Raw genomic sequence first — 24,329 nt, forward strand, 5'->3', positions numbered from 1 at the left:
CCTCACCTCGCACGTCACCGGGCGACCTCGCGCAGCGCCGTCACCCAGACCACCGCCTCGCCGGCCTCGTCCCCCGCGTCGAGGTCCACCACCGCCACGAACTCCCAGTCCTGCTCGTGGTCGGCGTCGTCGATGCGCTGCCGTGCTGTCCACCACCGCACCGGCAGCTGGTCCGGGGAGGCGACCCCGGCGTCCGCCGCCCCGGCCGCGTCGCGGGTCGGCTCGCGGTCGATCGTCACGAGCCGCGGGGCGCGGGCCGCCGCGTCGAACCCGATCGCCTCATGCTCGGCGAGCAGCCGGTCGAGCGCCGCCCGCCATGCCTCGGCGTCCATCGCCCCGACGTCGACGTGGTCGGCGTCGAGGGCAGCCAGCTCGTCGACGCGGCCGAACGCGGCCAGCTGGACGCGACGGAACAGCTCGTTGCGCACGAGCACGGTCAGCCCGCGCACGTCGTCGCTGAGCCGGGGCGGCCCGGCGACGGCGACCTCGCCCGGCCGCACGCCGCGACCGGCGGTGTCGTCCTCGTCCGGGTGCGCGAGCGCCTCCCACTCGTCGAGCAGGCTGGAGTCGACCTGACGGACGAGCACGCCGAGCCACTCGATGATCGAGCGCAGCGCCTCGTCCTTGTGCTCGTCGGGCACCGTGTGCGCGAGCGCCCGGTACGCATCCGTCAGATAGCGCAGCACGACGCCCTCGCTGCGCTGCAGGTCGTAGAACGAGATCATGTCGCGGAAGTCCATCGCCCGCTCGAACATGTCGCGCACCACCGACTTCGGGCGCAGCCGCTCGTCCGCGGCCCACGGCACGTCCTCCAGATACCGGTCAAAGGCGGCCTCGAGCAGCTCGGCCAGCGGCTTCGGCCACTCGATCGCCTCGACGATCTCCATCCGCTCGTCGTATTCGACGCCCTCGGCCTTCAGCTCGGCGATCGCCTCGCCGCGGGCCTTCCGCTGCTGGGCGACGAGCACCACGCGCGGATCCTCCAACGTCGCCTCGATGACCGACACGACGTCCAGGGCGTATGTCTCGCTCTCCGGGTCGAGCAGCTCGATCGCCGCCAGCGCGAACGGCGAGAGCGGCTGGTCGAGCGCGATGCGCTCCCCCACTCCCTCCGCCAGGCGGATGACGACCCGGCCGTCCGGGAACCGATGCTGCTCGACGACGCCGGCCGCCCGGAGCGTCCGGTACAGCTGGATGGCCCGGCGGGCGAGCGCGAACCGCTCGGCCCGGGGCTCGTCGCTGTCGCGGATGAGCCCGCGCACCCGCCCGAACACGTCGCCACCGTGGGCGATCGCGTTGAGCAGGATGCCGTGCGTGATGCGCATGCGCGAGCGCAGCGGCTCGGGCTCGGCGTGCACGAGCCGCTCGAAGCTCGGCTCGCCCCAAGAGACCTGGCCCGCGGGCGCCTTCTTGCGCACCGCCTTGCGCAGCCGCTTCGGGTCGCCGGCGTACTTGCGCGCGAGCCGGGCGTTCTCGATCTCATGCTCGGGCGCCTGGACGACCACGTCGCCCTCGGTGTCGAAGCCGGCGCGGCCGGCGCGACCGGCGATCTGGTGGAACTCCCGGGCGGTCAGGTGCCGCTGCCGAGTGCCGTCGAACTTCGTCAGCCCCGTGAGCAGCACCGTGTGGATGGGCACGTTGATGCCCACCCCGAGCGTGTCGGTGCCGCAGATGATCGCCAGCAGCCCCTGCTGGGCGAGCTGCTCGACGAGCCGGCGGTACCGGGGCAGCATCCCTGCGTGGTGCACGCCGATGCCCGCGCGCACGAGGCGGGAGAGCGTGCGGCCGAAGCCGGTCGTGAACCGGAAGTCGCCGAGCGCCTCGCGGATGCGGTCCCGCCGCTCCCGGGGCACCAGTCCGGCGCCGACGAGTCCCTGCGCCGTCTCCACGGCCTGGGCCTGGACGAAGTGCACGATGTAGATCGGCTCGCGGTGCGCGTGGACGAGCTCGGTGACCTCCTCGACGAGCGGGGTGCGCGAGTACTCGTAGTGCAGTGGCACCGGACGCTCGGCGTCGTCGACCAGGGCGACCTCGCGCTCGGTGCGCCGGGCCAGGCGCTCCCGCAGCCCCGAGACGTCGCCGAGGGTCGCGGACATGAGCAGGAACCGGCTGTCGCGCAGCAGGAGCAGCGGCATCTGCCACGCCCACCCGCGCTCGGGGTCGCCGTAGTAGTGGAACTCGTCCATCACGACCGTGTCGAGTCCCGCCCGGTCGCCGTCGCGCAGTGCCTGATTGGCGACGATCTCGGCCGTGCAGCAGATGACGTCCGCTTCGGCGTTGACCGCGCTGTCGCCGGTGACCATGCCGACCCGCTCGGGGCCGAACACGTCGATCAGGGCGAAGAACTTCTCACTGGCGAGGGCCTTGATCGGCGCGGTGTACGCGGCGCGGCCTCCGCGCCAGAGCGCCAGGAAGATCGCACCGACGGCCACGAGCGACTTGCCCGAGCCGGTCGGGGTGGCGAGGATCACGTGCGACCCGCCGGCGAGCTCGAGCACGGCCTCCTGCTGGTGCTCGTACGGCTCGATCCCCCGCTCGGCGACCCAGGCGAAGAACGCCTCGTACGCGGCGTCCATGTCGTCCCGGTCGCGGTCGGGGTCGAGCCGCGCGGCGAGCGACGGGACACCATGGGCGGCCGGGGCGAGGCCGGCGTCACGGGGTGCATCCTGTTGTGAACCCGCGCTGGCGTTCACCGCGCGCTCGGCTTCCGAGGCGAGCTCCGTCGTCCCCGCATGCGCAGGCGCAGAGCCCGCGGCCATGTCGTCTGCGCCTGTCATCGCCGCCGTCCTCGTGTCATCCCCGCCAGTCTAGAGGTCACCGCCGATGTCTCGAGTCCGCGCCGTTCCCGAGACGGTGGGGGCCGCCAGGCCGCCCATCGAGATCGTGGGAACGCGCAGCACCCTCACGGAGAGACGTGCAGCGCCCCATCGAGATCGCAGCGATGCACAAGCACCACCCATCGACATCGCCCGAATGCACAAGCGCCCCACCGTGCACTCCCGCCGCGATGCCGCCCGCCCCCGGCTAGACTGCCCGCATGAGCGACGACAGCCAGTACCTCACGCCCGCACCCGAGGGATACGCCGTCCACGACCCCGGCGACGCCTGGGTCGAGGGGCCTGACGGCCGCCGCTTCTGGGGCCGGTTCGGTGCCGCGGGGCTGCTCGCCCATGACACCGAGCGCGGCGTGCTGCTGCAGCACCGCGTCGAGTGGAGTCATTTCGGCGGCACCTGGGGCATCCCCGGCGGCGCGCGGAAGCAGGGTGAGGCGGCCGTGGCCGCGGCCCTGCGCGAGGCGCACGAGGAAGCCGGCGTGCCCGAGGACGCGGTGGCGGTGATGGCCGAGCACGTCGCCGACCTCGGCTTCTGGTCATACGTGACCGTGCTCGCCAGAGTGGTTCACCCCTTCGAGGCCGTGCGCACCGACGCCGAGAGCGTCGAGATCGCCTGGGTGCCCCTCGACGCCGTCGATCGGCTCGATCTGCACCCCGGGTTCGCGAAGGCCTGGCCGGGCCTGCACCGCTCCCTGCTCGAGCATCAGATCTGAGGTTCGATCGCCTGGCCCGTCCTCTCCCCGAGCCACGGACGCACGGCCACCCCTCCGGCGCACGGACGCCCGCCCCAGCGACCTGCCCGACTCAGAGCGTGCGCACCTTGGCCCACGGCACGTCGACGACCGCGAGATCGGCGAGTGTCTCCGAGATGAACGCGCTGTCGTCGGCGAACTCCGGCACGGCCGCGTCCGCGGGCAGCCCGATCCGCCGCAGCGTCTGGCGGGCAACGGCCTCGGCGCTGTCGAGCAGCACCGTGCCCTCGGGCAGCTGGCGGGCGATCGTCTCGGCCGCAAGCGGATAGTGCGTGCAGCCGAGCACGACCGCGGGCACGTCGCCGGTGCGCCGCGCCGGGTCGGCGACGGCCGCCTCGATGCGGGCGGTGTCCCGGTGCTCGATCGCGTCGGCGAGGTCATGACTGCCGACGATGTCGACCCGCGCGGGCGAGGCGAACACGTCGATCAGGTCTGCGAGGTAGTCGCTGCGCGCGGTGGTCTCGGTCGCCCAGACCGCGAAGCGGGGGAACCGCAGCGCCGCCGGCTTGACCGCGGGGACGGTCGCGACCACCTGCATCCGCGGCTCGAACTGCTCGCGCAGAGCCTGCCGGGCCACGATGCTCGCGGTGTTGCACGCCAGCACGAGCGCCTCGGCGCCCCAGTCGCGGGCCATGCGCGCGAGGGCGAAGACACGGTCGACGACGTAACCGGGGTCATGCTCGCCCCAGGGTCCGCCCTGGGGATCGCCGAGCAGCAGCTGCTGTGTGTCGGGGGCGAGCCGATGCAGCCAGGCGGCGGTGGGCAGCAGCCCGCGCCCGGAGTCGAGGATGGCGATGCGCGCGGCGTCGGACACGGGCGCCTGGTCGGTGGTGGTCACGGCCGGCATTCTACCGCCGTGGTCGCGATGCCCCGCGCGCATCGGCCCGGGCCCGCGGGCCGCTAGGCTTGAGGCATGCGTCTGGGAGTCCTCGATGTCGGGTCCAACACCGTGCACATGGTGGTCGTCGACGCGCATCCGGGGGCGAACCCCGCCCCGTACTCGCTGCACAAGTCGGTGCTGCGGCTGATGCGTCATCTGCAGCCGGACGGCTCGATCAGCCCCGAGGGGGTGACCCGGCTGGTCACCGCGATCGGTGACGCCGTGGAGGCCGCCCGGGCCGAGCATGTCGACGATCTGGTGGGCATCGCCACCTCTGCGGTGCGCGAGGCGACGAACGGCCCCGAGGTGCTCGACCTGATCGAGCAGCGCACCGGCATGCACCTGCGCGTGCTCGACGGCGAGGACGAGGCGCGGCTGACGTTCCTGGCGGTGCGCCGCTGGTTCGGCTGGTCCAGCGGCCGCATCCTGCTGATCGACATCGGCGGCGGCTCGCTCGAACTCGCGATGGGCCCCTCCGAGTACCCCATCGTCTCCCGATCCGTGCCGCTCGGCGCCGGACGCACGACGGTCGCCTACCTGCACGACGACCCGCCCACGAAGGCTCAGGTGCGCCGCCTGCGCCGCCATGCCTACGAGGTGGTCTCCGACGTCTCCGACGCGTTCGCCGGGATGCCCCACCCCGACCACGTCATCGGCAGTTCCAAGACGATCCGCTCCCTCGCCCGCCTCGCCGGCGACGAGGTCACCATCGGCGGACGCACGACCCAGTGGCTGCGCCGAGCCGACCTGAAGCGGTGGCTGCCGCGGCTGGCGGCGCTGCCCGCCGAGCGGCGCACCGAGCTGCGCGGGGTGACGGCCGAACGGGCCTTCCAGATCGTCGGCGGCGGCATCGTGCTGCACCAGACGATGAAGGCCCTCGACATCGACGAGCTCGAAGTGAGTCCGTGGGCGCTGCGCGAAGGGGTCATCCTGCGCTACCTCGACTCGATGGAGACCGGCGCCGACCTGTAGGCGACGCCCGCCGGACGGCCACGACACTCCCGCTGCGCAACCGCCTCTGCCTCGTGGCACGGCCGCCCCGCAGCCCAGCCGTGCCGCAGCCGCAGCACGACAGCGGCGCCCCGGCGGAGAGACCACCGGGGCGCCGGGAGCATGACGCGACTCAGGCCGTCGCCGCGCCCTGCCAGAGCACGTCGAACGGGGCCCGGGAGTGCACCCGCCCCCTGATGCCCGCCGTGACGAACGTCTTGGCGCGATGCGCGGCCTCCAGCGGGGTGTCGCCGAGAGCGAGCCCGGCGGTCACCGCGGCGGCGAGGCTGCAGCCGGCGCCGGCGACCACGTGCTCGCCGACCTTCGGCACCCGCAGCACCTCGAGCGTGGTGCCGTCGTAGAACACGTCGATCGCCTCCGGGCCGGGGATGCGCACGCCGCCCTTGGCGAGCACGGCCGCACCCGAGCGGTCGTTGATGCGCTTCGCCGCCTCGATGAGATCGGCCTCGGTGTCGATGCGCTCCAGCCCGCTCAGCCGCTGTGCCTCATAGTGGTTCGGGGTCACGAACGTCGCCAGCGGCAGCAGCCGCTCCATGAGCGCCTGGTCAGTGTCGAGCGCGGCGCCGGGCTCCTGCCCCTTGCAGATGAGCACCGGGTCGAGCACGACGTCGCGGTACTCGCGCTCGGTGAGCGCCTGGTGCACCCGCTCGATCGTGGGCAGCGTGCCCAGCATGCCGATCTTCACGGTCTGCAGCTGGTCGGGCCCGTACGCGGCGGTGATCGCCTCGATCTGGTCGCTGATCACCTGCGGGTCGACCGGCACGAACCGGTGCCCCCAGTCGTGCTTCGGGTCGAACGACACGATGCAGGTCAGCGCGATCGAGCCGAACACGCCGAGCTGCTGGAAGGTCTTCAGATCGGCCTGGGCGCCGGCGCCGCCAGTCGCTTCAGAGCCCGCGATGGTCATGGCGAATGCTGGTGTGGATGTCATGCGGCAAGTGTAGCGGCCGCCGCGGAGTGGTCTGCCGGCCGCCCCCAGGCAGCGGACCGGTCGCCCGGCAGGCCGCGCCCGACGCCCCGCCCGACTCAGCGGTCCGGGGCGTCGGCGACCAGCCGCGTGCCGTCGGGGACGACGCGGGCCCGGCCGGCGGTGGCGTCCGCGAGCCCGGCGGACGCCTCGGACGGCTCCTCGCCCGCGAGCGCCAGCCGCAGCGTGGCCCGCTCGGCCCAGTCGGCTGCGACCTCGCGCCAGCCGCGGCGGGCCGCGAGCGCCTGCACCGCGGGCACGTCCGCGTAGTCGACGGTCACCGCGATGACGTCCCGCCACCGCATCGTGACGAGCCGGGCGGCGGCGATCGCCGCGTCCGCCGCATCGCCGTAGGCCCGGGCGAGGCCGCCGGTGCCGAGCAGCACGCCGCCGAAGTACCGGGTGACCACGCACACGACCCGGCCGAGCCCCGCCGCGTGCAGGACGTCGAGAATGGGCCGGCCGGCGGTGCCTGACGGCTCGCCGTCATCGCTGGAGCGCTCGATCACCGGCGCCTCGCCCACGATGAACGCCGTGCAGCGGTGCCGGGCCCGGGGATGCGCCGCCCGCATCGCCTGGATCACCGCACGCGCGTCCGCCTCGGTTTCCGCCGGCTCCAGCCGGGCGAGGAACCGGGAGCGGCGCACCTCGGTCTCGGCGGTCGCCGGGGCGGCCGGGGTGCGGAACGCCGGGGGCATGGTCAGTCCGCGGCCGGGTCAGCCGGGGCGGCAGGGGCGGACTGGGCGGATGGCTCGGCACGTCCGGCGGGGGGCGTCGCCGGCTGGACGAGCCGCTGGCGGGCGAGCCGGTCGGCGGCGACCGCGGCCGGGTCGGCCAGGGCGAGCTGCAGCATCCGCAGAGCGCCCTCGCGGCTGCGCGCCGCGCCGATGAAACCGGCCTTGTGCGTGAACACCACGTCGTCGACCCCGGTGGCCGCGACGAGTGCGTCGTGATCGGCGCCGCGCCAGGCCTCGGGCAGCAGCGCCCGGGAGACGAAGCTCGCCGAGTCCTCCTGCACGGTCTTGATCGCCCAGTCGCCGTTCGCGTTGGGGAAGACGACGAACAGCAGCCGGGGCTGGCGGCTCGCGATGCGCCCGTGGGGCACGAAGCGGTCGAGCACGACGTAGCGGGGATCTGGCGTGTGCGCGTACGCGTCGAGGAAGTACCGCTCCCCCTCCACCGCGTCGCGGGTCTTCAGCAGCAGGCGCTGCAGCAGCTGGGCGGCCACAGCGCTGGCCCGCTCGAACTGGGCGTCGAACTCCTCGTCGCCGACGAGGCTGACCGGGTTGAACCAGCCGAGCACCTCGCTGACGTCGATGGGGCGGGCGTGGAAGTCGGTGAGCGTGTAGAGATCCTGCCCGTTGTCGACGGCGTCGATCGCCTGGACGAGCCCGCGGTCGATGCGCCGCCAGACCTCCTCGTCGCCGCCGCAGAACTCGAGGCCGTAGTGCTGCCAGAGCAGGCCGAAGGCCGAGTACAGGATGCCGTTCTCGCGTGCCCCGCTGGTGGTCTGGTGGTGGTCGAAACGCCGGTGCTCCGGGTCGTACACCCCGCCGACGTCGAGGACGATGTCGGCGCGATCGAGCACCTCCGGATCCCGCGAGCGCACGAGGGTGGCCTCGGGATGCAGCTGGCGGAGCAGGGTGACGCCGAACACGTCGTCCGCGTGGAACTTGCCGTTGTGGGTTGCGATGATCACATCCCGAGCATAGCCGCAGGGTCGGACACGCCATCCCTACGATGGAGGGTATGAAGACTCCCTGGAAAGAGGATCCCCGCGACACGCTGCTCGTCGGCGCCGACTTCGACCTGGCGCAGGTGGACACGGGACGCATGCCCGGCTGGCGGCAGGACGCCGACCCGGAGGCCTGGCTGCGCGAGACCGCCGGCGAGCTGGCCGATCTGCAGGAGCGTCTGTTCGCGAACGGGCAGACCTCGACCGGCGCTCACCGGTCGGTGCTCCTGGTGCTGCAGGGCATGGACACCGCGGGGAAGGGCGGGATCGTCCGACACGTGATCGGCGCCGTCGACCCGCAGGGCGTGCACATCCACGGGTTCAAGACGCCGACACCCGAGGAGCAGCGGCACGACTTCCTGTGGCGGGTGCGCCGCGAGCTTCCCGAGGTGGGGCTCATCGGCGTGTTCGACCGCTCGCACTATGAGGACGTGCTCATCCACCGCGTGCGGCATCTGGACACCATGGACGTCATCGAGCGCCGCTACGGCATCATCACCGACTTCGAGGAGGAGCTCGTCGAGCAGGGCATGGCCGTCGTGAAGATCATGCTGCACATCTCCCGCGACGAGCAGCGTCGCCGGCTGCTCTCCCGGCTCGACCACCCGGAGAAGCACTGGAAGTTCTCCCCGGGCGACGTCACCGAGCGCGCGCTGTGGCCGGCGTATCAGGAGGCTTACCAGATCGCCTTGACCCGCACGTCCACCGGGCACGCCCCGTGGTACGCGGTGCCGGCCGACTCGAAGCCGCACGCCCGGGCCGCTGTGCAGCAGATCCTCATCGAGACGCTGCGCGACCTGGACTTGCAGTGGCCGGTCGCCGACTTCGACGTCGCCGAGGAACGCCGCCGGCTGGCCGAGAGCTGACCACCGTGCCGGCCGCGCGCAGCCGGATCAGCGCCGCCGGCCGCGCCGCTCGCGCACTCGCATGCCGATGCGGATCGGGGTGCCGACGAAGCCGTACACCTCGCGCAGCCGACGCATGATGAACCGCCGGTACTGGGGGTCCATGAACCCGCTGGTGAACAGCACGAACGTGGGCGGCTGCGTCGCCGCCTGGGTGCCGAACAGCACCCGGGGCTGCTTGCCGCCCCGCAGCGGGTGCGGGTTCGCCTGGGCGAGCTCGTGCAGGAACGCGTTGAGCTTGCCGGTCGGCACGCGCGTGTCCCACCCCTCCAGCGCCGCCTCCAGGGCGGGCACGAGCTTCTCCAGATGCCGCCCGGTGCGCGCCGAGAGGTTCACCCGGGGCGCCCACGAGACATGCCCGAGCCGCTGCTCGATCTCGCGCTCGAGCTGGCCGCGCCGATCGTCGTCGAGCAGATCCCACTTGTTGAACGCGAGCACGAGCGCCCGGCCGCTCTCCAGCACCATGTCGATGATGCGCAGATCCTGGTCGGAGATGTGCTGGGTGACGTCGAGGACGACGATCGCGACCTCGGCGCGGTCGAGCGCGGTCTGCGTGCGCAGCGTCGCGTAGTAGTCACTGCCCTGCTGCAGGTGGACGCGACGGCGGATGCCGGCCGTGTCAACGAACCGCCAGGTGGTGCCCGCGATCGTCACCAGCTCGTCGACCGGGTCACGGGTCGTGCCGGCCAGGTCGTTGACGACCGCGCGCGACGTGCCGGTGGCCCGATTGAGCAGACTCGACTTGCCCACGTTCGGGCGGCCGATGATCGCCACGCGGCGAGGCCCGCCCGGCTGAGCGGTGGCCACCTGCGAGTGCTCCGGCAGCATCGTCACGATCGCGTCGAGCAGGTCACCCGACCCGCGCCCGTGCAGCGCGGAGACCGGGTGCGGCTCGCCGAGCCCCAGGCTCCACAGCGCGGCCACATCAGCCGCCTGCCCGGAGTCGTCGACCTTGTTCGCCACGAGGACGACAGGACGGCCGACCCGGCGCAGCACACGCACGAGCTGCTCGTCGGTGGAGGTCGGCCCCACCTTCGCGTCGACGACGAGCATCACCCCGTCGGCCTCCTGGACGGCCAGCTCGGCCTGCTCAGCCACCGAGCGGTCGAGCCCGCGGGCCTCGAGCTCCCACCCGCCGGTGTCGACGAGACGGAACAGGCGGCCGTTCCACTCCGCGTCGTAGGAGACCCGGTCGCGGGTGACCCCGGGGGTGTCCTCCACGACGGCCTCACGACGGCCGATGATGCGGTTGACGAGCGTCGACTTGCCCACGTTCGGGCGGCCGACCACGGCGAGCACCGGCGGGGCGGGTCGTGCGCCGGGCTCCGCCGTCGGGGCGACCTCGCCGGTGAGCACCTCCTCGTCCTCAGGCTCGAGGTCGTACTCGGCCAGCTGGTCTCGGGCGACGTCGGCGACGCGCTCGACCTCCCCCTCGCCGAGGCGTCTCAGCCTGGCGGCCAGCTCGTCCGCGCTCGTCGTGCCGAACTCGGGCGCCTGCGCGTCGCGGTTCTCATTCTGGTCGGCCATGTCGCTCCTGGGTTCGTTCGATCGTTCGGGTCTGGTGGCGCCGCGGTCAGCGGCGGTCGACGGGCAGCAGGTCGACGATGCGGTCGATGACCTGCCCGAGGGTCAGCTCGCTCGTGTCGAGCGACACCACGCCCGCCGCGGGGGTGAGGAAGTCGACGACCGCGAGATCGCGGCGATCGCGCTCGGCGATGTCGCGGGCGATGCCGGCGACGTCCGTCTCCCCGAGCTGGGCGGCCCGGCGCCGGGCCCGCGCCTGCGGGGTCGCCGTGAGCAGCACGCGGAGGCTCGCGTCCGGGAAGGTCACCGTGGTGATGTCGCGCCCCTCGGCGACCACGCCGGGCGCCCGGGTACGTGCGGCGAGCCGGCGGAAACCCGCGTTGAGCCGCTCACGCACGGTGGGCACGCGCGAGTAGCGGCTCACCGAGGCGGAGACCTCGGGCGTGCGGATGGCGGCCGTGACGTCCTCGCCGTCGACGAGCACGCGCCGGGGCTCCTCACCCGGCCAGTCGCTCGCGGCGAGCGCCCGATCCACCCGGTCGAGCAGCCGGCCGAGCGCGACCGCGTCAGCGGGGTCGACGTCCTCCCGTCCACCGAGCAGCGCGGTCACCCGGTACCACGCGCCCGTGTCGAGGTGCAGCCAGCCGAGCCGGCGAGCCAGCCCGGTCGCGGTGCTCGACTTCCCGGACCCCGCGGGCCCGTCCAGTGCGATGATCATCGGCTCAGCTGCCATCCACGCTCTCCCAGTGCCCGGGCGAGCTCCTCCGCCCGCTCGGGCAGCACGCTCACCTCCGCCAGTCCGAACTGCGCCCGGGGCGAGTGCTCCAGACGCAGATCCTCGATGTTCACGCCGATCTCCCCGATCTCCTGGAACAGCCGGGCCAGCTCGCCCGGCCGGTCGGCGACGAAGACGACAAGATCGGTGTACGTCGCGTCAGTGCCGTGCTTGCCGGGGATGCGCCGCACGCCCTCGTTGCCGTGCAGGAACACCTCCGTGAGCGTCCGTCGGGCGCCCGGGGCGTCGACGTCGGCCAGCGCGCCGAGCACCCGGTCGAGGTCATCGCGCAGCGCCTGCAGGATGTCGCCGACCGCGGGCGCGTTCGCCGCGAGGATCTGCAGCCACAGCCCCGGGTCGCTGGCGGCGATGCGCGTGGTGTCGCGCAGCCCGCCACCGGCGAGCGCCAGCTGCGAGGGCGTGCCGTCGAGCAGCCGCCCCGCCAGCAGCGTGGCCACGACCTGCGGCACGTGGGAGACCAGGGCCACGGCCCGGTCGTGCTCGGCCGGGTCCAGGTGTACGGGCACCGCGCCGACGTCCAGCGCGACCCGCTCGACGAGCTCGAGCGCCCGCGGCGTCATCCGAGGATGCTCCGCGATCACCCACGGCTGCCCCTGGAAGAGGTCGGCCCGGGCGGCGATCGGCCCGCCCCGCTCGCGGCCGGCCATCGGGTGCGAGCCGAGGTAGCGGTCGAGGTCGGCGCCGGCGGCCTCGAGTCGGGCGAGGATCTGGAACTTCACGCTCGCCACGTCGGTGACCACCGCGTCCGGATGCCGGCGCAGCTGCTCGGCGACGACGTCCGCGGTCAGCTCAGGCGGCACTGCGACGACGACGAGCACGGGCCGGTCGGTCACGGTCACCGGCCGACCCGCCCCGTAGTCGGCCGCGAGCGCGAGCGCGCTGGGCGAGACGTCCGAGAGCAGCACGTCGACGCCGCGCTGGGCGAGGGCGAGCCCGATGCTCGCCCCGAGCAGGCCGGTGCCGACGACGAGCACCGGTGACGGCGTGCGCGCGAGTTCCTGACTGATGCCCATGACCGCCCAGTCTACCCGTCCCAGTGCAGGGCCGGATCAGCGGCCGAGACGCAGCAGACGGCCGACCTCTTCGGCGGTCAGCGGCCGCATCTCCCCTTCCGGCAGCGCGCCCAGCCGCACCGGGCCGATGCGGCGGCGGGTCAGCTCGAGCACGGGGTGTCCGATGTGGGCGAGCATGCGACGGACGATGCGGTTGCGCCCCGAGTGCAGGTGGATCTCCACGAGTGTGCGGCCGTCGGCACGGTCGAGGACGCGAGCGGCGTCGGCGCGGATCGGCCCGTCCTCGAGCTCCACGCCCTGCCGCAGCCGGGCGAGGTCGCGCGGGGCGACCCGGCCGCGCACGAGTGCGACGTAGACCTTCTCGACCTCGAACGAGGGGTGCATGAGCTGGTGGGCGAGCTCGCCGTCGTTCGTCATCAGCAGCAGCCCGCGGGTCGCCTCGTCGAGCCGGCCGACGTTGAAGATGCGCCCGGTCTCCGCCGTCGCCCAGCGCGACAGGTCGGGCCGGCCGTGCTCGTCGTGCATCGTGCTGACCACCCCGGCGGGCTTGTTGAGCGCATAGTACCGCAGGCCGGGGTCGGTGACGATGACGAGCCCGGCGACCTCGATGCGGTCCTCGGGACGCACCCGGGTGCCGAGCTCGCGGACGATGCGGCCGTTGACGGCGACGCGACCGGCCAGGATGAGCTCCTCGCTCGCCCGGCGCGAGGCGACGCCCGCCCGGGCCATCACCTTCTGCAGGCGCTCGCCCTCGGGATGCTGGTCAGTCTCGTTCGCCATCGGTCTCCTCCGGGTCTTCGGGCAGCAGGTTCGAGATGGGCGGCAGCTCGTCGAGCGAGTCGACGCCCAGCTCAGCGAGCAGCAGGTCGGTCGTGCGGAAGAGCGTCGCCTGTGTCGCCTCGTCCACGCCCGCGGGCTCGACGAGCCCGCGGGCGACGAGCGTGCGCACGACGCCGTCGACGTTGACCGCGCGGATGGCCGAGATCTGCCCGCGGCTGATCGGCTGCCGGTAGGCGATCACCGCGAGGGTCTCCAGCGCCGCCTGGCTGAGCCGGGGCGGGATGCGCTCGTCGACGAGCCGGCGCACCGCGTCCTCGTACCCGGCCCGCACGTACAGCTGCCAGCCGCCGGCGACGCGACGCAGCTCGAACCCGCGCTCCGGCGGACCGTCGTACTCGGCCTGCAGACCCGCGAGGGCGCGGGCGACCCAAGGCTCGGGCTCGGCGACGGCGGCGGCCAGCGAACGAGTGTCGACCGGCCGGTCGGCGGCGAGGAGCACGGCCTCGAGACGGGCCGACAGGGGCCGGGCGTCCTGGGCGGCGGCGTCCGGGGCAGCGGCTGCGGCATCCGGGGTCACCGCGTCCGAGACCACGGCATCCGACACCGTCTGGTCCGACTCGCTCATCGGCGCTCCTCCTCTCCGCCCTGTGGGTGCTGTCCGTCGGGCGCGGTCGCGTGCCCGGGCCCCGTCCCGTCCGTCTCACGCCCGGCCCCATCCGACTCGGGCGCCGGGGTCTCGTAGTCGGCCCCGAGCGCGGCGAGCTGGGCGTCGTCCCAGTGCTCGCCGGTCCAGCGAATGTGCAGCGGCCCGAGCGGCTCGAGCTGCTCGAAGGTCACCGCCGTCTCACGATACAGCTCCAGCACCGCGAGGAACCGCGCGACGACCTCGCCGCGGCCGGCCACGTCGGCGACCAGGTCGTGGAAGTCCGCCTCCCCCGCGGCCCGCAGCCGGCGCACCAGGATCGCCGCCTGGGCGCGGATGCTCACCGTGGGCGCGTGCAGATGCGCGAGCCCCACGGTCGGCGGGGTGCGCGGGGCGAGCGCGATCCGGGCGAGCACTGCCAGATCCTGCGGGGACGTCGTCCACACCAGCGGCGGCGGGGTGACGTCGACGGCCGCGGTCGGCGGGGCGGTGCGGGCGAGCCGGCCGCCCTCGGCGTCCAGCCGGGCGGCGAACCAGGCCGAGACCTCCTTGAACGCCCGGTACTGGAGCAGTCGGGCGAACAGCAGGTCGCGGGCTTCGAGCGCGGCGATGTCCTCCCGGTCGACGGCCTCGCCGCGGGGCAGCAGGCTCGCCGCCTTCATGTCGAGCAGGGTCGCGGCGACGACGAGGAAGCGGCTCGTCTGCTCGAGCTGCCCGGCCGCGTCAAGAGCGCGCACGTGCTCGAGGAACTCCGCGGTCACGAGGCTCAGCGACACCTCGGTGACGTCCAGCTCGTGCCGGCCGATCAGGGTCAGCAGCAGGTCGAACGGCCCGTCGAAGTTCTCCAGACGGACGGCGAACCCGGCGGCGGGCTCGTCAGGGGGCGCCGCCACGGGCGATCAGCTCTCGGGCGAGCCGCCGGTAGGCCTCGGCGGCCGGGTGACTGCTGGCGAACTCGGTGATCGGCTTCGCCGCGACGGATGAGTCGGGGAACTTCACCGTGCGCGGGATGACGGTGTCGAACACCGTGTCGCCGAACGCCTCGCGCACCCGCTGCGACACCTCGCGGGCGTGGATCGTGCGCGAGTCGAACATGGTGATGAGGATCCCGTCGAGCTCGAGGGCGGGGTTGAGGCGATCCTGCACCTTCTCGATCGTCTCGACAAGCAGGGCGACGCCGCGCAGGGCGAAGTACTCCGCCTCGAGTGGGATGATCACCCCGTGCGCGGCGGTGAGCGCGTTGATCGTGAGCAGCCCGAGCGACGGCTGACAGTCGATGAGGATCACGTCGTAGTCGCCGGTCACCTGGCGCAGGGCGCGGGCGAGCGCCTGCTCGCGGGCGACCTCGTTGACGAGCTGCAGCTCGGCGGCCGACAGGTCGATGTTCGCCGGCAGCACGTCGAGATCCTGGATGAACGTGTGCGTGATGACCGACCGGGTGTCCTTCACCGTGCCCATGAGCAGGTCGTAGACGGTGGGGTCGTCCATCGTCTGCACGCCCAGTGAGGCGGACAGCGCGCCCTGCGGGTCGAAGTCCACGAGCAGCACCCGCCGCCCGTACTCCACGAGGGCCGCACCGAGGCTCACGGTGGTCGTCGTCTTGCCGACGCCGCCCTTCTGGTTGCTCATCGAGATGATGCGCGCTGGGCCGTGGCCGTTCAGCGGCTGGGGCACGGGGAAGTCACTCACGACGCACAGTCTAGTCGGTGACCTCCGACCCGCCGTCGTCGCGCACCGGCGCAGGCTCGGGCGGACGCCCCTGCGCCGGGGTCGCCCGGTGGGCGCGCGGGTGGCTCGTCGCGTACACCTCACGCAGGTGCTCCTCGGTCACCCGGGTGTAGATCTGCGTGGTCGTGACCGACGCGTGGCCGAGCAGCTCCTGGACGACACGCAGGTCGGCCCCGCCGGAGACGAGATGCGTGGCGAAGGAGTGGCGCAGCACGTGCGGTGACACCCGGTGCTCGGGCAGACCGGCCCGCCGGCCGGCGCGGGCGATGATCTCCCACACGGCCTGCCGGCTGAGCGGCCCGCCACGCACGCCGAGGAACAGCCGAGACCTGGACCGCCCCCGGGCTGCGAGCGCCGGGCGCACCCGCACGAGGTACGCGTCCAGGGCGTGCCGGGCGCAGGCGCCGACAGGCACGATCCGCTGCCGGTCGCCCTTGCCGCGCAGGCGCACGACGTCGAGCGGCGGCGCGTCGTCGACGCGCTCGAGCGTCTGGACGTCGTCGACGACGAGGCCGGTCAGCTCGCTGACCCGGCAGCCGGTCGCGTACAGGAACTCGAGGATGGCCCGGTCGCGCAGGCTCACGGGGTCGTCGCCCGCGGCCGACTCGATCAGCCGGGTGACCTCGGCGATGCTCAGCGCCTTCGGCAGGCGGCGCGGCCGGCGCGGCCCTCGCAGCGCCGGGCCGGGATCGGTGGGCAGCGTGCCGTCGCGGAACAGCTGGCGGTGGAGGCCCCGGACGGCGCTGAGCATCCGCCCCGTGGTCGCGGCGCTCGTGGCCACGCCGGCCGCGGCACGGGTCTCGGCCAGCCATCCCGGGTAGGCGCGCAGCGTGGCCTCGTCCACCTCCGCCAGGTCGGTGATGCCGCGCTCGGCGAGCCAGCCCCGGTAGGCGCGCAGATCGGAGCGGTAGGCGCGCACGGTGTTCTCGGCGAGCCCCCGCTCGGCGCGCAGCGCGACGAGGAACCCGGCGATCTGCCGGTCCGCGAGGGTGGCCGCCGGGTCGCTCACGACCGGGCGCGCCGCGCCGTCTCCGCGAGCACCCCGACGACGAGCGTGGGGTTGTGCAGCCGGTGCGCGAGCACGGCGTCGCGCACCGCGGCGAACGGCCGCCAGACGAGCCCCATGTCGCGCTCCTCGCCGGTGCGCTCGAAGTCGGTCACCCGGTGCCGCAGCCCGGTGGCGCGGTACAGCCGCAGCCGCTCGTCGCTGCCGCCCGGAGTGGTGAACAGGTCGATCAGCGGCTCCCAGTCCTCGGCCTCGAGTTCCGCCTCCTCGGCGAGCTCGCGGCGAGCCGCCTCGAGCGGCGCCTCGCCGGGCACGTCGAGCAGCCCGGCGGGCAGCTCCCACAGTCTGGCGCGCACCGGGTGGCGGTACTGGTGGACGAGCGCGACGCGGTCGCGGTCGTCGAGAGCGAGCACGCCCACGGCGCCGGGATGCCGGACGAACTCGCGGGTGAGCGTCCCGTCGCCATAGGCGACCCGCTCACGGCGCACCTCCCACACCGTGCCGCGGAACACGGTCTCCCCGGCGAGGACGCGATGCGGCTCCGGCGCGTCGGCGAGCGGTCCGGCCGGGGCGGATCCGGCCGCGCCGAACCCGTGCACGCCGGACCCGGCCGGTGTGGCATCGGGCCGGTCGGCTTCAAACTCGTCGGGGCCGGGCACGGTCGCGTCCGGCGCGCCCGCGGGGGTCCCGTCAGCGGTCGGCATGGCCCTCGGCGCGGGCCTCGACGTCCACCTCGACGGAGACCGAGACGTCCTCGGTCTCGTCGAACAGCCGGGTGGCCTGCTGCCGCTCGAGCGCGGCGCCGACGAGGCCGGCGAACAGCGGGTGGGGCGCGGTGGGGCGCGACTTGAACTCGGGGTGGGCCTGGGTGCCCACGTAGAACGGGTGCTCCTCGACCGGCAGCTCGACGAACTCGACCAGGTGTCCGTCCGGCGAGGTGCCGCTGAAGCGCATCCCGGCCTCGGCGATCCGATCACGGTAGGCGTTGTTGACCTCGTAGCGGTGCCGGTGGCGCTCGGTGACCTGCGTGGTGCCGTACAGCCCGGCGACAAGCGACCCCTCCGCGAGCACGGCCGGGTACGAGCCCAGCCGCATCGTCCCGCCGAGGTCACCGGCGGCGAGAATATCCACCTGCTCGGCCATCGTGGCGATGACCGGCTGTGGGGTGTCGGGTTCGAACTCGCTCGACGACGCCTCGGCGAGGCCCGCGCGATGCCGGGCGTACTCGATGACCATGCACTGCAGCCCCAGGCACAGCCCCAGCGCGGGCAGCCGGTTCTCCCGCGCCCAGGCGAGCCCGGCGAGCTTGCCCTCGATGCCGCGGATGCCGAACCCGCCGGGCACGCAGATCGCATCGACTGTGCCGAGCTCCCGCTCGCGCACCCGTTCGTCGAGCAGGCTGTCGGAGGGGATCCAGCGCACGTTCACCTTCGTGGCGTGGGCGAAGCCGCCCGCGTGCAGCGCCTCGGTCACCGACAGGTATGCGTCGGGCAGGTCGATGTACTTGCCGACCAGGCCGACGGTGACCTCGTGGCGGGGGTGGTGGACGGCGTCGAGCACCGGCTGCCAGCGCGACCAGTCCACCTCGTGGGCGGGCAGGTGCAGCTGATCGGTGATCACCCGGTCGAGTCCCTCCGAGTGGATGATCGTGGGGATGTCGTAGATGCTCGCCGCGTCGGGGCAGTTCACCACCGCGCCGATCTCCACGTTGCACATGAGCGCGATCTTCGCCTTGATGCCCTCGCCGACCGGGCGGTCGCTGCGCAGCACGATCGCGTCGGGCTGGATGCCGATCGATCGCAGGGCGGCGACGGAGTGCTGGGTGGGCTTCGTCTTCAGCTCGCCGCTCGGACCGATGTACGGCACGAGCGAGACGTGGACGAAGAAGACGTTGTCGCGGCCGAGCTGCTGGCGCACCTGCCGGGCCGCCTCGAGGAACGGCTGCGACTCGATGTCGCCGACCGTGCCGCCGACCTCGGTGATGATCACGTCGGGCAGGTCCTCGCCGTCGTGCGGGGTCGCCTGCGCGCGCATGCGGCTCTTGATCTCGTCGGTGATGTGTGGAATGACCTGGACGGTGTCGCCCAGGTACTCGCCGCGGCGCTCCTTGGCGATCACGGTCGAGTACACCTGGCCGGTGGTCACGTTGGCCGCCTGGCTGAGGTTGATGTCGAGGAACCGCTCGTAGTGCCCGATGTCGAGGTCCGTCTCCGCGCCGTCCTCGGTGACGAACACCTCGCCGTGCTGGAAGGGGTTCATCGTGCCCGGGTCGACGTTGAGGTACGGGTCGAGCTTCTGCATGACGACCCGGACGCCGCTGGCCCTCAGGATGTGCCCGAGGCTGGCCGCGGTCAGTCCCTTTCCGAGCGAGGAGACCACGCCCCCGGTCACGAAGATCTGTTTGACTGTCCGAGTGCTCTGCGCGTCTGCCACGGGTCTCCATCCTATCGCACTTGGGGACCCGCCGGTCGCCCGGCGCGTCCCGCGGTCTCACACCCGGGACTGCCGCCGCAGCTCCCTGGCGTGGGCGAGCGCCGTGGCGCTCACCCGTCCGGCCAGCATCCTGGCCAGCTCCTCGTCCCTCCCCGCGTCGTCCAGTCGGACGACGTCGCTGGCGCCCGCGTGCTCCCCCGCCGCGCGCTGCACCGCCAGATGGGTGTCAGCGTACGCTGCCACCTGGGGCAGGTGGGTGACGACGAGCACCTGCGCGTGGCGGGCGAGCCGGGCGAGCCGCTCGCCGATCCGCACGGCCGCCTGGCCGCCCACGCCTGAGTCGACCTCGTCGAACACGAACGTGCGCCCGGTGCCGCCCTCCGCCGTCTCGCTCACGCACAGCTCGAGGGCGAGCATCACCCGGGAGAGCTCGCCGCCGCTGGCCGTGCGGGCGAGCGGCAGCGGGGTCGCCTCCGCATGCCCGGCGAGCAGGAACGCCACCTCGTCACCCCCAGTGGCGTCCAGCGGCCGATCGGTCACCGCGATCTCGAGCCTCGCCTCGGGCATCGCGAGCCCGTGCAGCTCCGCGGTCACCCGCTCCGCGAGCGCGGCGGCCGCACGGCGACGCTCGGCGCCGAGGGCGCGGGCCGCCTCGTCGCGGGCGGTCTCGGCGCGATCGACCTCCGTCTGGAGCCGCTGCCGGGTGTCATCGTCGGCGTCGAGCTCGGCGAGCCGGGCGGAGCCGGTCTCGAGCAGCTCGATCGCCCGGTCGACCGTGCCGAAACGTCGCTCCAGCTCGCGCAGCTCCGCCAGCCGCTCGTGAGCCCGAGCGAGATCCGCCTCCCCCAGCTCGTCGAACGACGCGATGAACGAGCTGAGCTCCCCGGCGACGTCCTGGGCGACCGCCTCCAGCTCGGCCACCCGGTCGGCGAGGGCGGCGAGGGCGGCGTCCGGAGCGGTCTCGAGCTGTGCGCGGGCGGCGGCGGCGAGGCCGAGCAGGTCCCGGCCGTCCGGCATCGCGTCCTCTGCGCTGAGCAGCTGCCGGGCGGTACCGGCCCGGCGCAGCAGATCCTGCCGGGCGTCGAGCCGGCCGACGAGCGCCTCGAGCTCGGCCAGCTCCCCGGCCCGGGGCGCGACCCGCTCCACGACGGCGACGTCCTCGCGCAGTCGGTCCGCCTCCGCAGCGCGGGCCTGTCGACCGGCAACGAGGTCGTCGAGCCGGCGGCGCAGCTCCCGCCAGGCCTCCCATGCCGCACGATAGCTCTCGGCGGCCCGGTGCAGGGGGCCCCCGCCCGCCTCGTCGAGCACGGCGCGCTGCTCGGCGGGCGTGCGCAGCCGCAGCTGGTCGCTCTGGCCGTGGATCGACACGAGCGGCGCCATGATCCGGCCGAGCACCCCATTGGGCACCGCGTGCCCGCCCGCCCAGGCGCGGGTGCGGCCGGTCGCGGCGAGGCGACGGCTGACGATGAGCTCGTCGCCGTCCAGCTCGCCGCCGGCGTCCTCGACCGCGCGGGCGACCGGCCCGTCGGGGTCGACGAGCAGCCGGCCGGTGATCTCCGCCCGCTCGGCGCCCTCCCGCACGCGGGAGGCGTCGGCGCGCGCGCCCTGCAGCAGCTGCAGCGCGGTGACGACCATGGTCTTGCCGGCGCCCGTCTCGCCGGTGAGCACCGTGAGCCCCGGGCCGAGCGCGAGGGTCGCCCGGGCGACGGCGCCGAGGTCGCGGATGTCGATCTCCTCGATCACGCCGGTCCTCCCTCCCCGCCAGCTGAGGGGCCCCGGCCGTCCTGAGCCGTGTGGGCGTCCGCCTCGCGCTGGGCGATCGTCTCTGCTGCGAGGGCGTCGCGTCCGGTCGGCGCGGGCTGGGCGCCGGGGCCGTGTCGCTGCTCGGCCCCCTGCTGCCAGCTGAGCGAGGGCAGCTCGAACTTGTTGACGAGCCGGTCGACGAACGACCCGGTGCGCAGGCGGGCTAGGCGCACGGGGATCGCCGACCGGCTCACCTGCACGCGCGCGCCGGGCGGCAGGGCCTGGCTGCGGCGCCCGTCGCACCAGGTGACGGCGCCGTCCGCGTCGTCGCTGAGCTGGACGTCGACGGTCAGGTGCGGGGCGATGACGAGCGGTCGGGCGAACAGGGCGTGCGCATTGAGTGGCACGAACAGCAGCGCCTCGAGGTTCGGCCAGACGATGGGGCCGCCGGCGGAGAACGCGTATGCGGTGGACCCGGTCGGGGTGCTGACCATGACGCCGTCGCAGCCGAAGGCGGTGAAAGGCCGTCCGTTGATGCTCACGTCGACGGTGATCATCTTGTTGCTGCGCGGCTTCTCGATGGTGACCTCGTTGAGGGCCCAGTCCTGGAAGAGCAGCCGGTCGCCGTCGGAGACCCGCACGGTCAGCGCCATCCGGCGCTCCACCTCGTAGGCGCGGCGGACGACGTGGCTGACGGCCTGCACGAGATCGTCACGCTCGCTCTCCGCGAGGAAGCCCACATGGCCCAGGTTCACACCGATGATGGGCGTCGCGTCGAAGCGGACGAGCTCCGCGGCGCGCAGGATCGTGCCGTCGCCGCCGAGGACCATGACGATCTCGAGATCGGGGCCGGTGCAGTCGACGCCGAGCACCTCCGCGTCGTCGACGTCGACGCCCCACTGGCGCAGCGGCTCGACCCCGTCAGGGGCGAGCACGGGCACGAGCCCGGCCTCGCGCAGCAGCCGCAGCGTGATCATCGTCGACTTGAGCGCGACCTCCCGTCGTGGATGCACGACGAGCAGCACCCGGCGTCGGGTCTCATCGGCCATCGACACCCTCTCCTCTCCGTGCGGCCGTCACGTGGGCAGCCGGCCTCGCATCCGTCGTCAGTGCCCGGGCCAGCGGCCGCCAGTCGATCCCGCGGGCCGCATCCGGCACGAGCCAGATCGGATACTCCTGATTGCCCGTGCGGCCGACCACGCAGGTGCGCATGAGGCCCGCGACGTGGAGGCCCGCGCCCTCGGCGCAGGCGGCCACGGTCTCGATCGCCCGCAGTCGCAGGACCGGATCGACGACGATGCCGCCTCTGGCCAGACTACCGCGCCCGACCTCGAACTGCGGCTTGACGAGCAGCACCAGGTCATGGGGCGCCAGCACCTGCTGCAGCCGGGGCAGCACGAGGGCGAGCGAGATGAACGACAGGTCGCCGACGACCAGGTCGATCTCCTCCGGGGCGTGCGCGAGGCCTGGCCGGCGCAGCTGGTCGAGCTCGAGCCAGCGCAGGTTCACTCCCTCGACATCGACGACCGCGGGGTCGGTCGCCAGCCGGGGCGCGAGCTGGTCGTGCCCGACGTCCACGGCGAACACCTGCGCGGCACCGCGCTCCAGGAGCACCTGGGTGAACCCGCCCGTGGACGCGCCGGCGTCGAGCGCGACCCGGCCGGCGACGTCCACGGCGAAGGAGTCGAGCGCGTCGTCGAGCTTGCCCGCGGCGCGACCGACGTGGTGGGTGTCCCCCTGCACGGCTACCTGTGCGGAGACGGGCACGCGACGGCCGGGCCGGCGCTCCGGGACGCCGTCGACGGTCACGAGCCCGGCACGGATGAGTCGCTGCGCATGCGTGCGCGAGCGGGCCCGGCCGGTGTGGGCGAGCCGGACATCGAGCCGCTCCGGCTCTGCAGCCGGTGGCGCAGTGGCAGCAGACACCGCAGCCTCGGACATCCTGTCGGTCCCGATCGACCGGCTCCCGCCGCGCATCTTGATGTCAGCCGCAGACGGCGCAGTCTCAGACGCCCTGTCGGTCACCGGCCGCTCCCCTGACGCGCCGGCCCGTCAATCGCCTGCAGCCGGCCTTCCAGATCGGTGACGAGCCGCTGGTATCCGTCGGCGCGATCAGCCACGTCGAGGGCGTCGAGCCGTGCCAGTGCCACGGCAAGGGCGCGATCGTCGTCCCGGTCGTCGCCGAGCGGCATGCGGGAGTCTGCGGTGGTGTCCATCGCCGTCGAGTCTACCGGCACCCACCGTCATCACCGGGTGAGATGTCGCGCGGCCCGGAAGGCGGGACGGCACGCGTCTCAGCGAGCGGGACGATACGCATCCGGCAGTCTCAGCCCGGCCACGGGCAGCTCGCTGTGCCACACCGCCTGCGCGGTCGCCCGGATGGTGTCGGGGTCATCGGGGTCGCCGCGCTCGATCCGCACGTCCCGTCCGTCGATGCGCACCGCGGCGTCCCCGCAGACCGCGCCGTTGGGAGCGAGCTCGAGCAGCGGGTACGGCCGGTGCAGATCGGCCAGCGTGGCGAGCAGGAAGTCCGGGCGCCGCTCGGGCGGAGCGGTGATGAGGTCGGTGGCGCCGTCGACGCCGGTGAGCACGAGGGCGCTGGCGAGCCCGGCCCGTCGGGCTCCCTCGATGTCTGTGTCGAGCCGGTCGCCCACCACGAGCGGCCGGGCACAGCGGAAGCGGGTGACGGCGAGGTCGAACAGGTGCCGCTCGGGTTTGCCAGCGATCTCGGGGAACGTCCCAGTCGCGGTGTGCACCGCGGAGATGAGGGTGCCGTTGCCGGGCGCGATCCCGCGCTCCTGCGGCAGGGTCCAGTCCTGGTTCGTGCCGATCCAGACCGCGCCGGCGGCGATGGTGAACGCCGCCTCAGCGAGGTCCGCCCAGGTCACATCGCGGGCGAAGCCCTGCACGACGGCGCGGGTCTGCGGCGTCTGATGGCGGACGACCTGGTAGCCCGCGTCGGTGAGTGCTCGTTCCAGCCCCTCGCCGCCGACCACCAGCACCGCCGAACCGGCGGGAACATGATCGGCGAGCAGCATGACCGCCGCCTGCGGGCTCGTAACGACGTCGTCCGGGACGGCGTCGAGGCCGAGGTCGCACAGCTGGGCGGCGACCGTCTCCGGGGTGCGGGCCGCGTTGTTGGTGAGGAACCCCACGGACAGACCGGCGGCTCGTGCACGTTCCAGTGCGGGTGTGGCGTCTGGCACGGCATCGGATCCTCGATACACGACGCCGTCGAGATCGCTCAGCACCGCGTCTCGGCCTTGGAGCGGCGAGTCGGCGATGATCTCAGCAGGGAGAGCATGCTGCTCACGCCGTCCGATGCGGGCGGACGCCGCTGCGCCCGGCTCGGCAGGATCATGACGTCGGCTTCGGAATAATGGGCACATGATGGCCAGTGTAATGAACCGGGTTGGCGTGTCCGTGTGGCTTGGTGTGGTTGTGGGTGCACTTCGGGCCCGCGACCACTGGTGTGGTGCGGGCCCGAGGTGGAATGGGTGTCCGGCGGTGTCCTACTCTCCCACACGGTCCCCCGTGCAGTACCATCGGCGCTGTGAGGCTTAGCTTCCGGGTTCGGAA

At 73.4% G+C, this 24,329-nt stretch carries 23 protein-coding genes and 1 rRNA gene; 3 read left to right on the forward strand and 21 right to left on the reverse strand.

What is annotated here, in order from left to right; genetic code table 11:
* Positions 1-14: 14 nt before the first annotated feature.
* Complete coding sequence (locus F8O02_RS04075) at positions 15-2,777, reverse strand: DEAD/DEAH box helicase (RefSeq protein WP_218859569.1); 2,763 nt, start codon at positions 2,775-2,777, stop codon at positions 15-17.
* A 260-nt stretch (positions 2,778-3,037) separates the two neighbouring features.
* Between F8O02_RS04075 and F8O02_RS04080 the strand changes: the two genes are divergently transcribed.
* Entirely contained in the window at positions 3,038-3,547 is a 510-nt protein-coding gene (locus F8O02_RS04080; RefSeq protein WP_158035954.1) for an NUDIX domain-containing protein, read from the forward strand.
* Between the two features lie 91 nt (positions 3,548-3,638).
* Here F8O02_RS04080 and F8O02_RS04085 read toward each other — a convergent pair whose 3' ends face one another.
* Positions 3,639-4,424, reverse strand: a complete 786-nt coding sequence (locus F8O02_RS04085; RefSeq protein ID WP_158035955.1) for a glutamate racemase — start codon at positions 4,422-4,424, stop codon at positions 3,639-3,641.
* A gap of 75 nt (positions 4,425-4,499) precedes the next feature.
* Between F8O02_RS04085 and F8O02_RS04090 the strand changes: the two genes are divergently transcribed.
* A complete protein-coding gene (locus F8O02_RS04090) occupies positions 4,500-5,438 on the forward strand; it encodes a Ppx/GppA phosphatase family protein (protein ID WP_158035956.1) in 939 nt (312 codons plus the stop codon).
* 151 nt (positions 5,439-5,589) lie between these two features.
* On the opposite strand, the gene F8O02_RS04095 is transcribed toward F8O02_RS04090, so the two are convergent.
* From F8O02_RS04095 to F8O02_RS04105, 3 genes are all read right to left on the reverse strand, one after another.
* On the reverse strand, positions 5,590-6,408 hold the full coding sequence (locus tag F8O02_RS04095; protein ID WP_158035957.1) for a hydroxymethylpyrimidine/phosphomethylpyrimidine kinase: 819 nt from the start codon (positions 6,406-6,408) through the stop codon (positions 5,590-5,592).
* 95 nt (positions 6,409-6,503) lie between these two features.
* Positions 6,504-7,142 (reverse strand): IMPACT family protein, encoded by a 639-nt coding sequence (locus tag F8O02_RS04100; protein WP_225734100.1) that lies wholly within the window; start codon positions 7,140-7,142, stop codon positions 6,504-6,506.
* A 2-nt stretch (positions 7,143-7,144) separates the two neighbouring features.
* The gene (locus tag F8O02_RS04105) at positions 7,145-8,143 is read right to left on the reverse strand and encodes an MYG1 family protein (RefSeq protein WP_158035959.1); all 999 of its coding nucleotides are present in this window, start codon (positions 8,141-8,143) and stop codon (positions 7,145-7,147) included.
* Positions 8,144-8,193: 50 nt separating this feature from the next.
* On the opposite strand from F8O02_RS04105, the gene F8O02_RS04110 reads away from it, so the two are divergent.
* Positions 8,194-9,045 carry a PPK2 family polyphosphate kinase gene (locus F8O02_RS04110; protein WP_158035960.1) on the forward strand — a complete coding sequence of 284 codons (852 nt, stop codon included), beginning with the start codon at positions 8,194-8,196 and terminating at the stop codon, positions 9,043-9,045.
* A 27-nt stretch (positions 9,046-9,072) separates the two neighbouring features.
* Here the strand turns inward: F8O02_RS04110 and der are convergent, their stop codons facing one another.
* The 16 genes from der to rrf form a co-directional block, all read right to left on the reverse strand.
* The gene (gene der / locus F8O02_RS04115) at positions 9,073-10,611 is read right to left on the reverse strand and encodes a ribosome biogenesis GTPase Der (RefSeq protein WP_158035961.1); all 1,539 of its coding nucleotides are present in this window, start codon (positions 10,609-10,611) and stop codon (positions 9,073-9,075) included.
* 46 nt (positions 10,612-10,657) lie between these two features.
* Positions 10,658-11,341: a (d)CMP kinase gene (gene cmk / locus F8O02_RS04120; RefSeq protein ID WP_158035962.1), complete on the reverse strand. Its 684-nt coding sequence runs from the start codon at positions 11,339-11,341 to the stop codon at positions 10,658-10,660.
* Positions 11,323-12,417: a prephenate dehydrogenase gene (locus F8O02_RS04125; RefSeq protein WP_158035963.1), complete on the reverse strand. Its 1,095-nt coding sequence runs from the start codon at positions 12,415-12,417 to the stop codon at positions 11,323-11,325. Before F8O02_RS04125 ends, cmk begins: the two co-directional genes overlap by 19 nt.
* 36 nt (positions 12,418-12,453) lie before the next feature.
* On the reverse strand, positions 12,454-13,197 hold the full coding sequence (locus F8O02_RS04130) for a pseudouridine synthase (RefSeq protein ID WP_158035964.1): 744 nt from the start codon (positions 13,195-13,197) through the stop codon (positions 12,454-12,456).
* Positions 13,181-13,822, reverse strand: a complete 642-nt coding sequence (scpB, locus tag F8O02_RS04135) for an SMC-Scp complex subunit ScpB (RefSeq protein WP_158035965.1) — start codon at positions 13,820-13,822, stop codon at positions 13,181-13,183. Before scpB ends, F8O02_RS04130 begins: the two co-directional genes overlap by 17 nt.
* The gene (locus F8O02_RS04140; RefSeq protein WP_158035966.1) at positions 13,819-14,733 is read right to left on the reverse strand and encodes a segregation and condensation protein A; all 915 of its coding nucleotides are present in this window, start codon (positions 14,731-14,733) and stop codon (positions 13,819-13,821) included. The genes scpB and F8O02_RS04140 overlap by 4 nt, the downstream gene beginning before the upstream one ends.
* Positions 14,717-15,469, reverse strand: coding sequence for a ParA family protein (locus tag F8O02_RS04145; RefSeq protein ID WP_158036004.1), 753 nt, complete (start codon positions 15,467-15,469; stop codon positions 14,717-14,719). Before F8O02_RS04145 ends, F8O02_RS04140 begins: the two co-directional genes overlap by 17 nt.
* Positions 15,470-15,539: 70 nt before the next feature.
* Positions 15,540-16,577: a site-specific tyrosine recombinase XerD gene (locus F8O02_RS04150; RefSeq protein WP_225734101.1), complete on the reverse strand. Its 1,038-nt coding sequence runs from the start codon at positions 16,575-16,577 to the stop codon at positions 15,540-15,542.
* Complete coding sequence (locus F8O02_RS04155) at positions 16,574-17,278, reverse strand: NUDIX domain-containing protein (RefSeq protein ID WP_218859567.1); 705 nt, start codon at positions 17,276-17,278, stop codon at positions 16,574-16,576. The genes F8O02_RS04150 and F8O02_RS04155 overlap by 4 nt, the downstream gene beginning before the upstream one ends.
* Entirely contained in the window at positions 17,265-19,007 is a 1,743-nt protein-coding gene (locus tag F8O02_RS04160; protein WP_158035967.1) for a CTP synthase, read from the reverse strand. The genes F8O02_RS04155 and F8O02_RS04160 overlap by 14 nt, the downstream gene beginning before the upstream one ends.
* Before the next feature lie 57 nt (positions 19,008-19,064).
* On the reverse strand, positions 19,065-20,750 hold the full coding sequence (gene recN / locus F8O02_RS04165; RefSeq protein WP_158035968.1) for a DNA repair protein RecN: 1,686 nt from the start codon (positions 20,748-20,750) through the stop codon (positions 19,065-19,067).
* Positions 20,747-21,799 carry an NAD kinase gene (locus F8O02_RS04170; RefSeq protein WP_158035969.1) on the reverse strand — a complete coding sequence of 351 codons (1,053 nt, stop codon included), beginning with the start codon at positions 21,797-21,799 and terminating at the stop codon, positions 20,747-20,749. Before F8O02_RS04170 ends, recN begins: the two co-directional genes overlap by 4 nt.
* Positions 21,789-22,676, reverse strand: a complete 888-nt coding sequence (locus tag F8O02_RS04175) for a TlyA family RNA methyltransferase (protein ID WP_225734102.1) — start codon at positions 22,674-22,676, stop codon at positions 21,789-21,791. Before F8O02_RS04175 ends, F8O02_RS04170 begins: the two co-directional genes overlap by 11 nt.
* Before the next feature lie 95 nt (positions 22,677-22,771).
* Positions 22,772-22,966: a hypothetical protein gene (locus F8O02_RS04180; protein ID WP_158035971.1), complete on the reverse strand. Its 195-nt coding sequence runs from the start codon at positions 22,964-22,966 to the stop codon at positions 22,772-22,774.
* A 78-nt stretch (positions 22,967-23,044) separates the two neighbouring features.
* A complete protein-coding gene (locus F8O02_RS04185; RefSeq protein WP_158035972.1) occupies positions 23,045-24,139 on the reverse strand; it encodes an HAD-IIA family hydrolase in 1,095 nt (364 codons plus the stop codon).
* A gap of 110 nt (positions 24,140-24,249) precedes the next feature.
* Positions 24,250-24,329 (reverse strand): 5S ribosomal RNA (gene rrf, locus F8O02_RS04190); the annotation flags it as partial.

This window comes from Pseudoclavibacter caeni, from assembly GCF_008831125.1.
Lineage (GTDB): Bacteria > Actinomycetota > Actinomycetes > Actinomycetales > Microbacteriaceae > Pseudoclavibacter_A > Pseudoclavibacter_A caeni.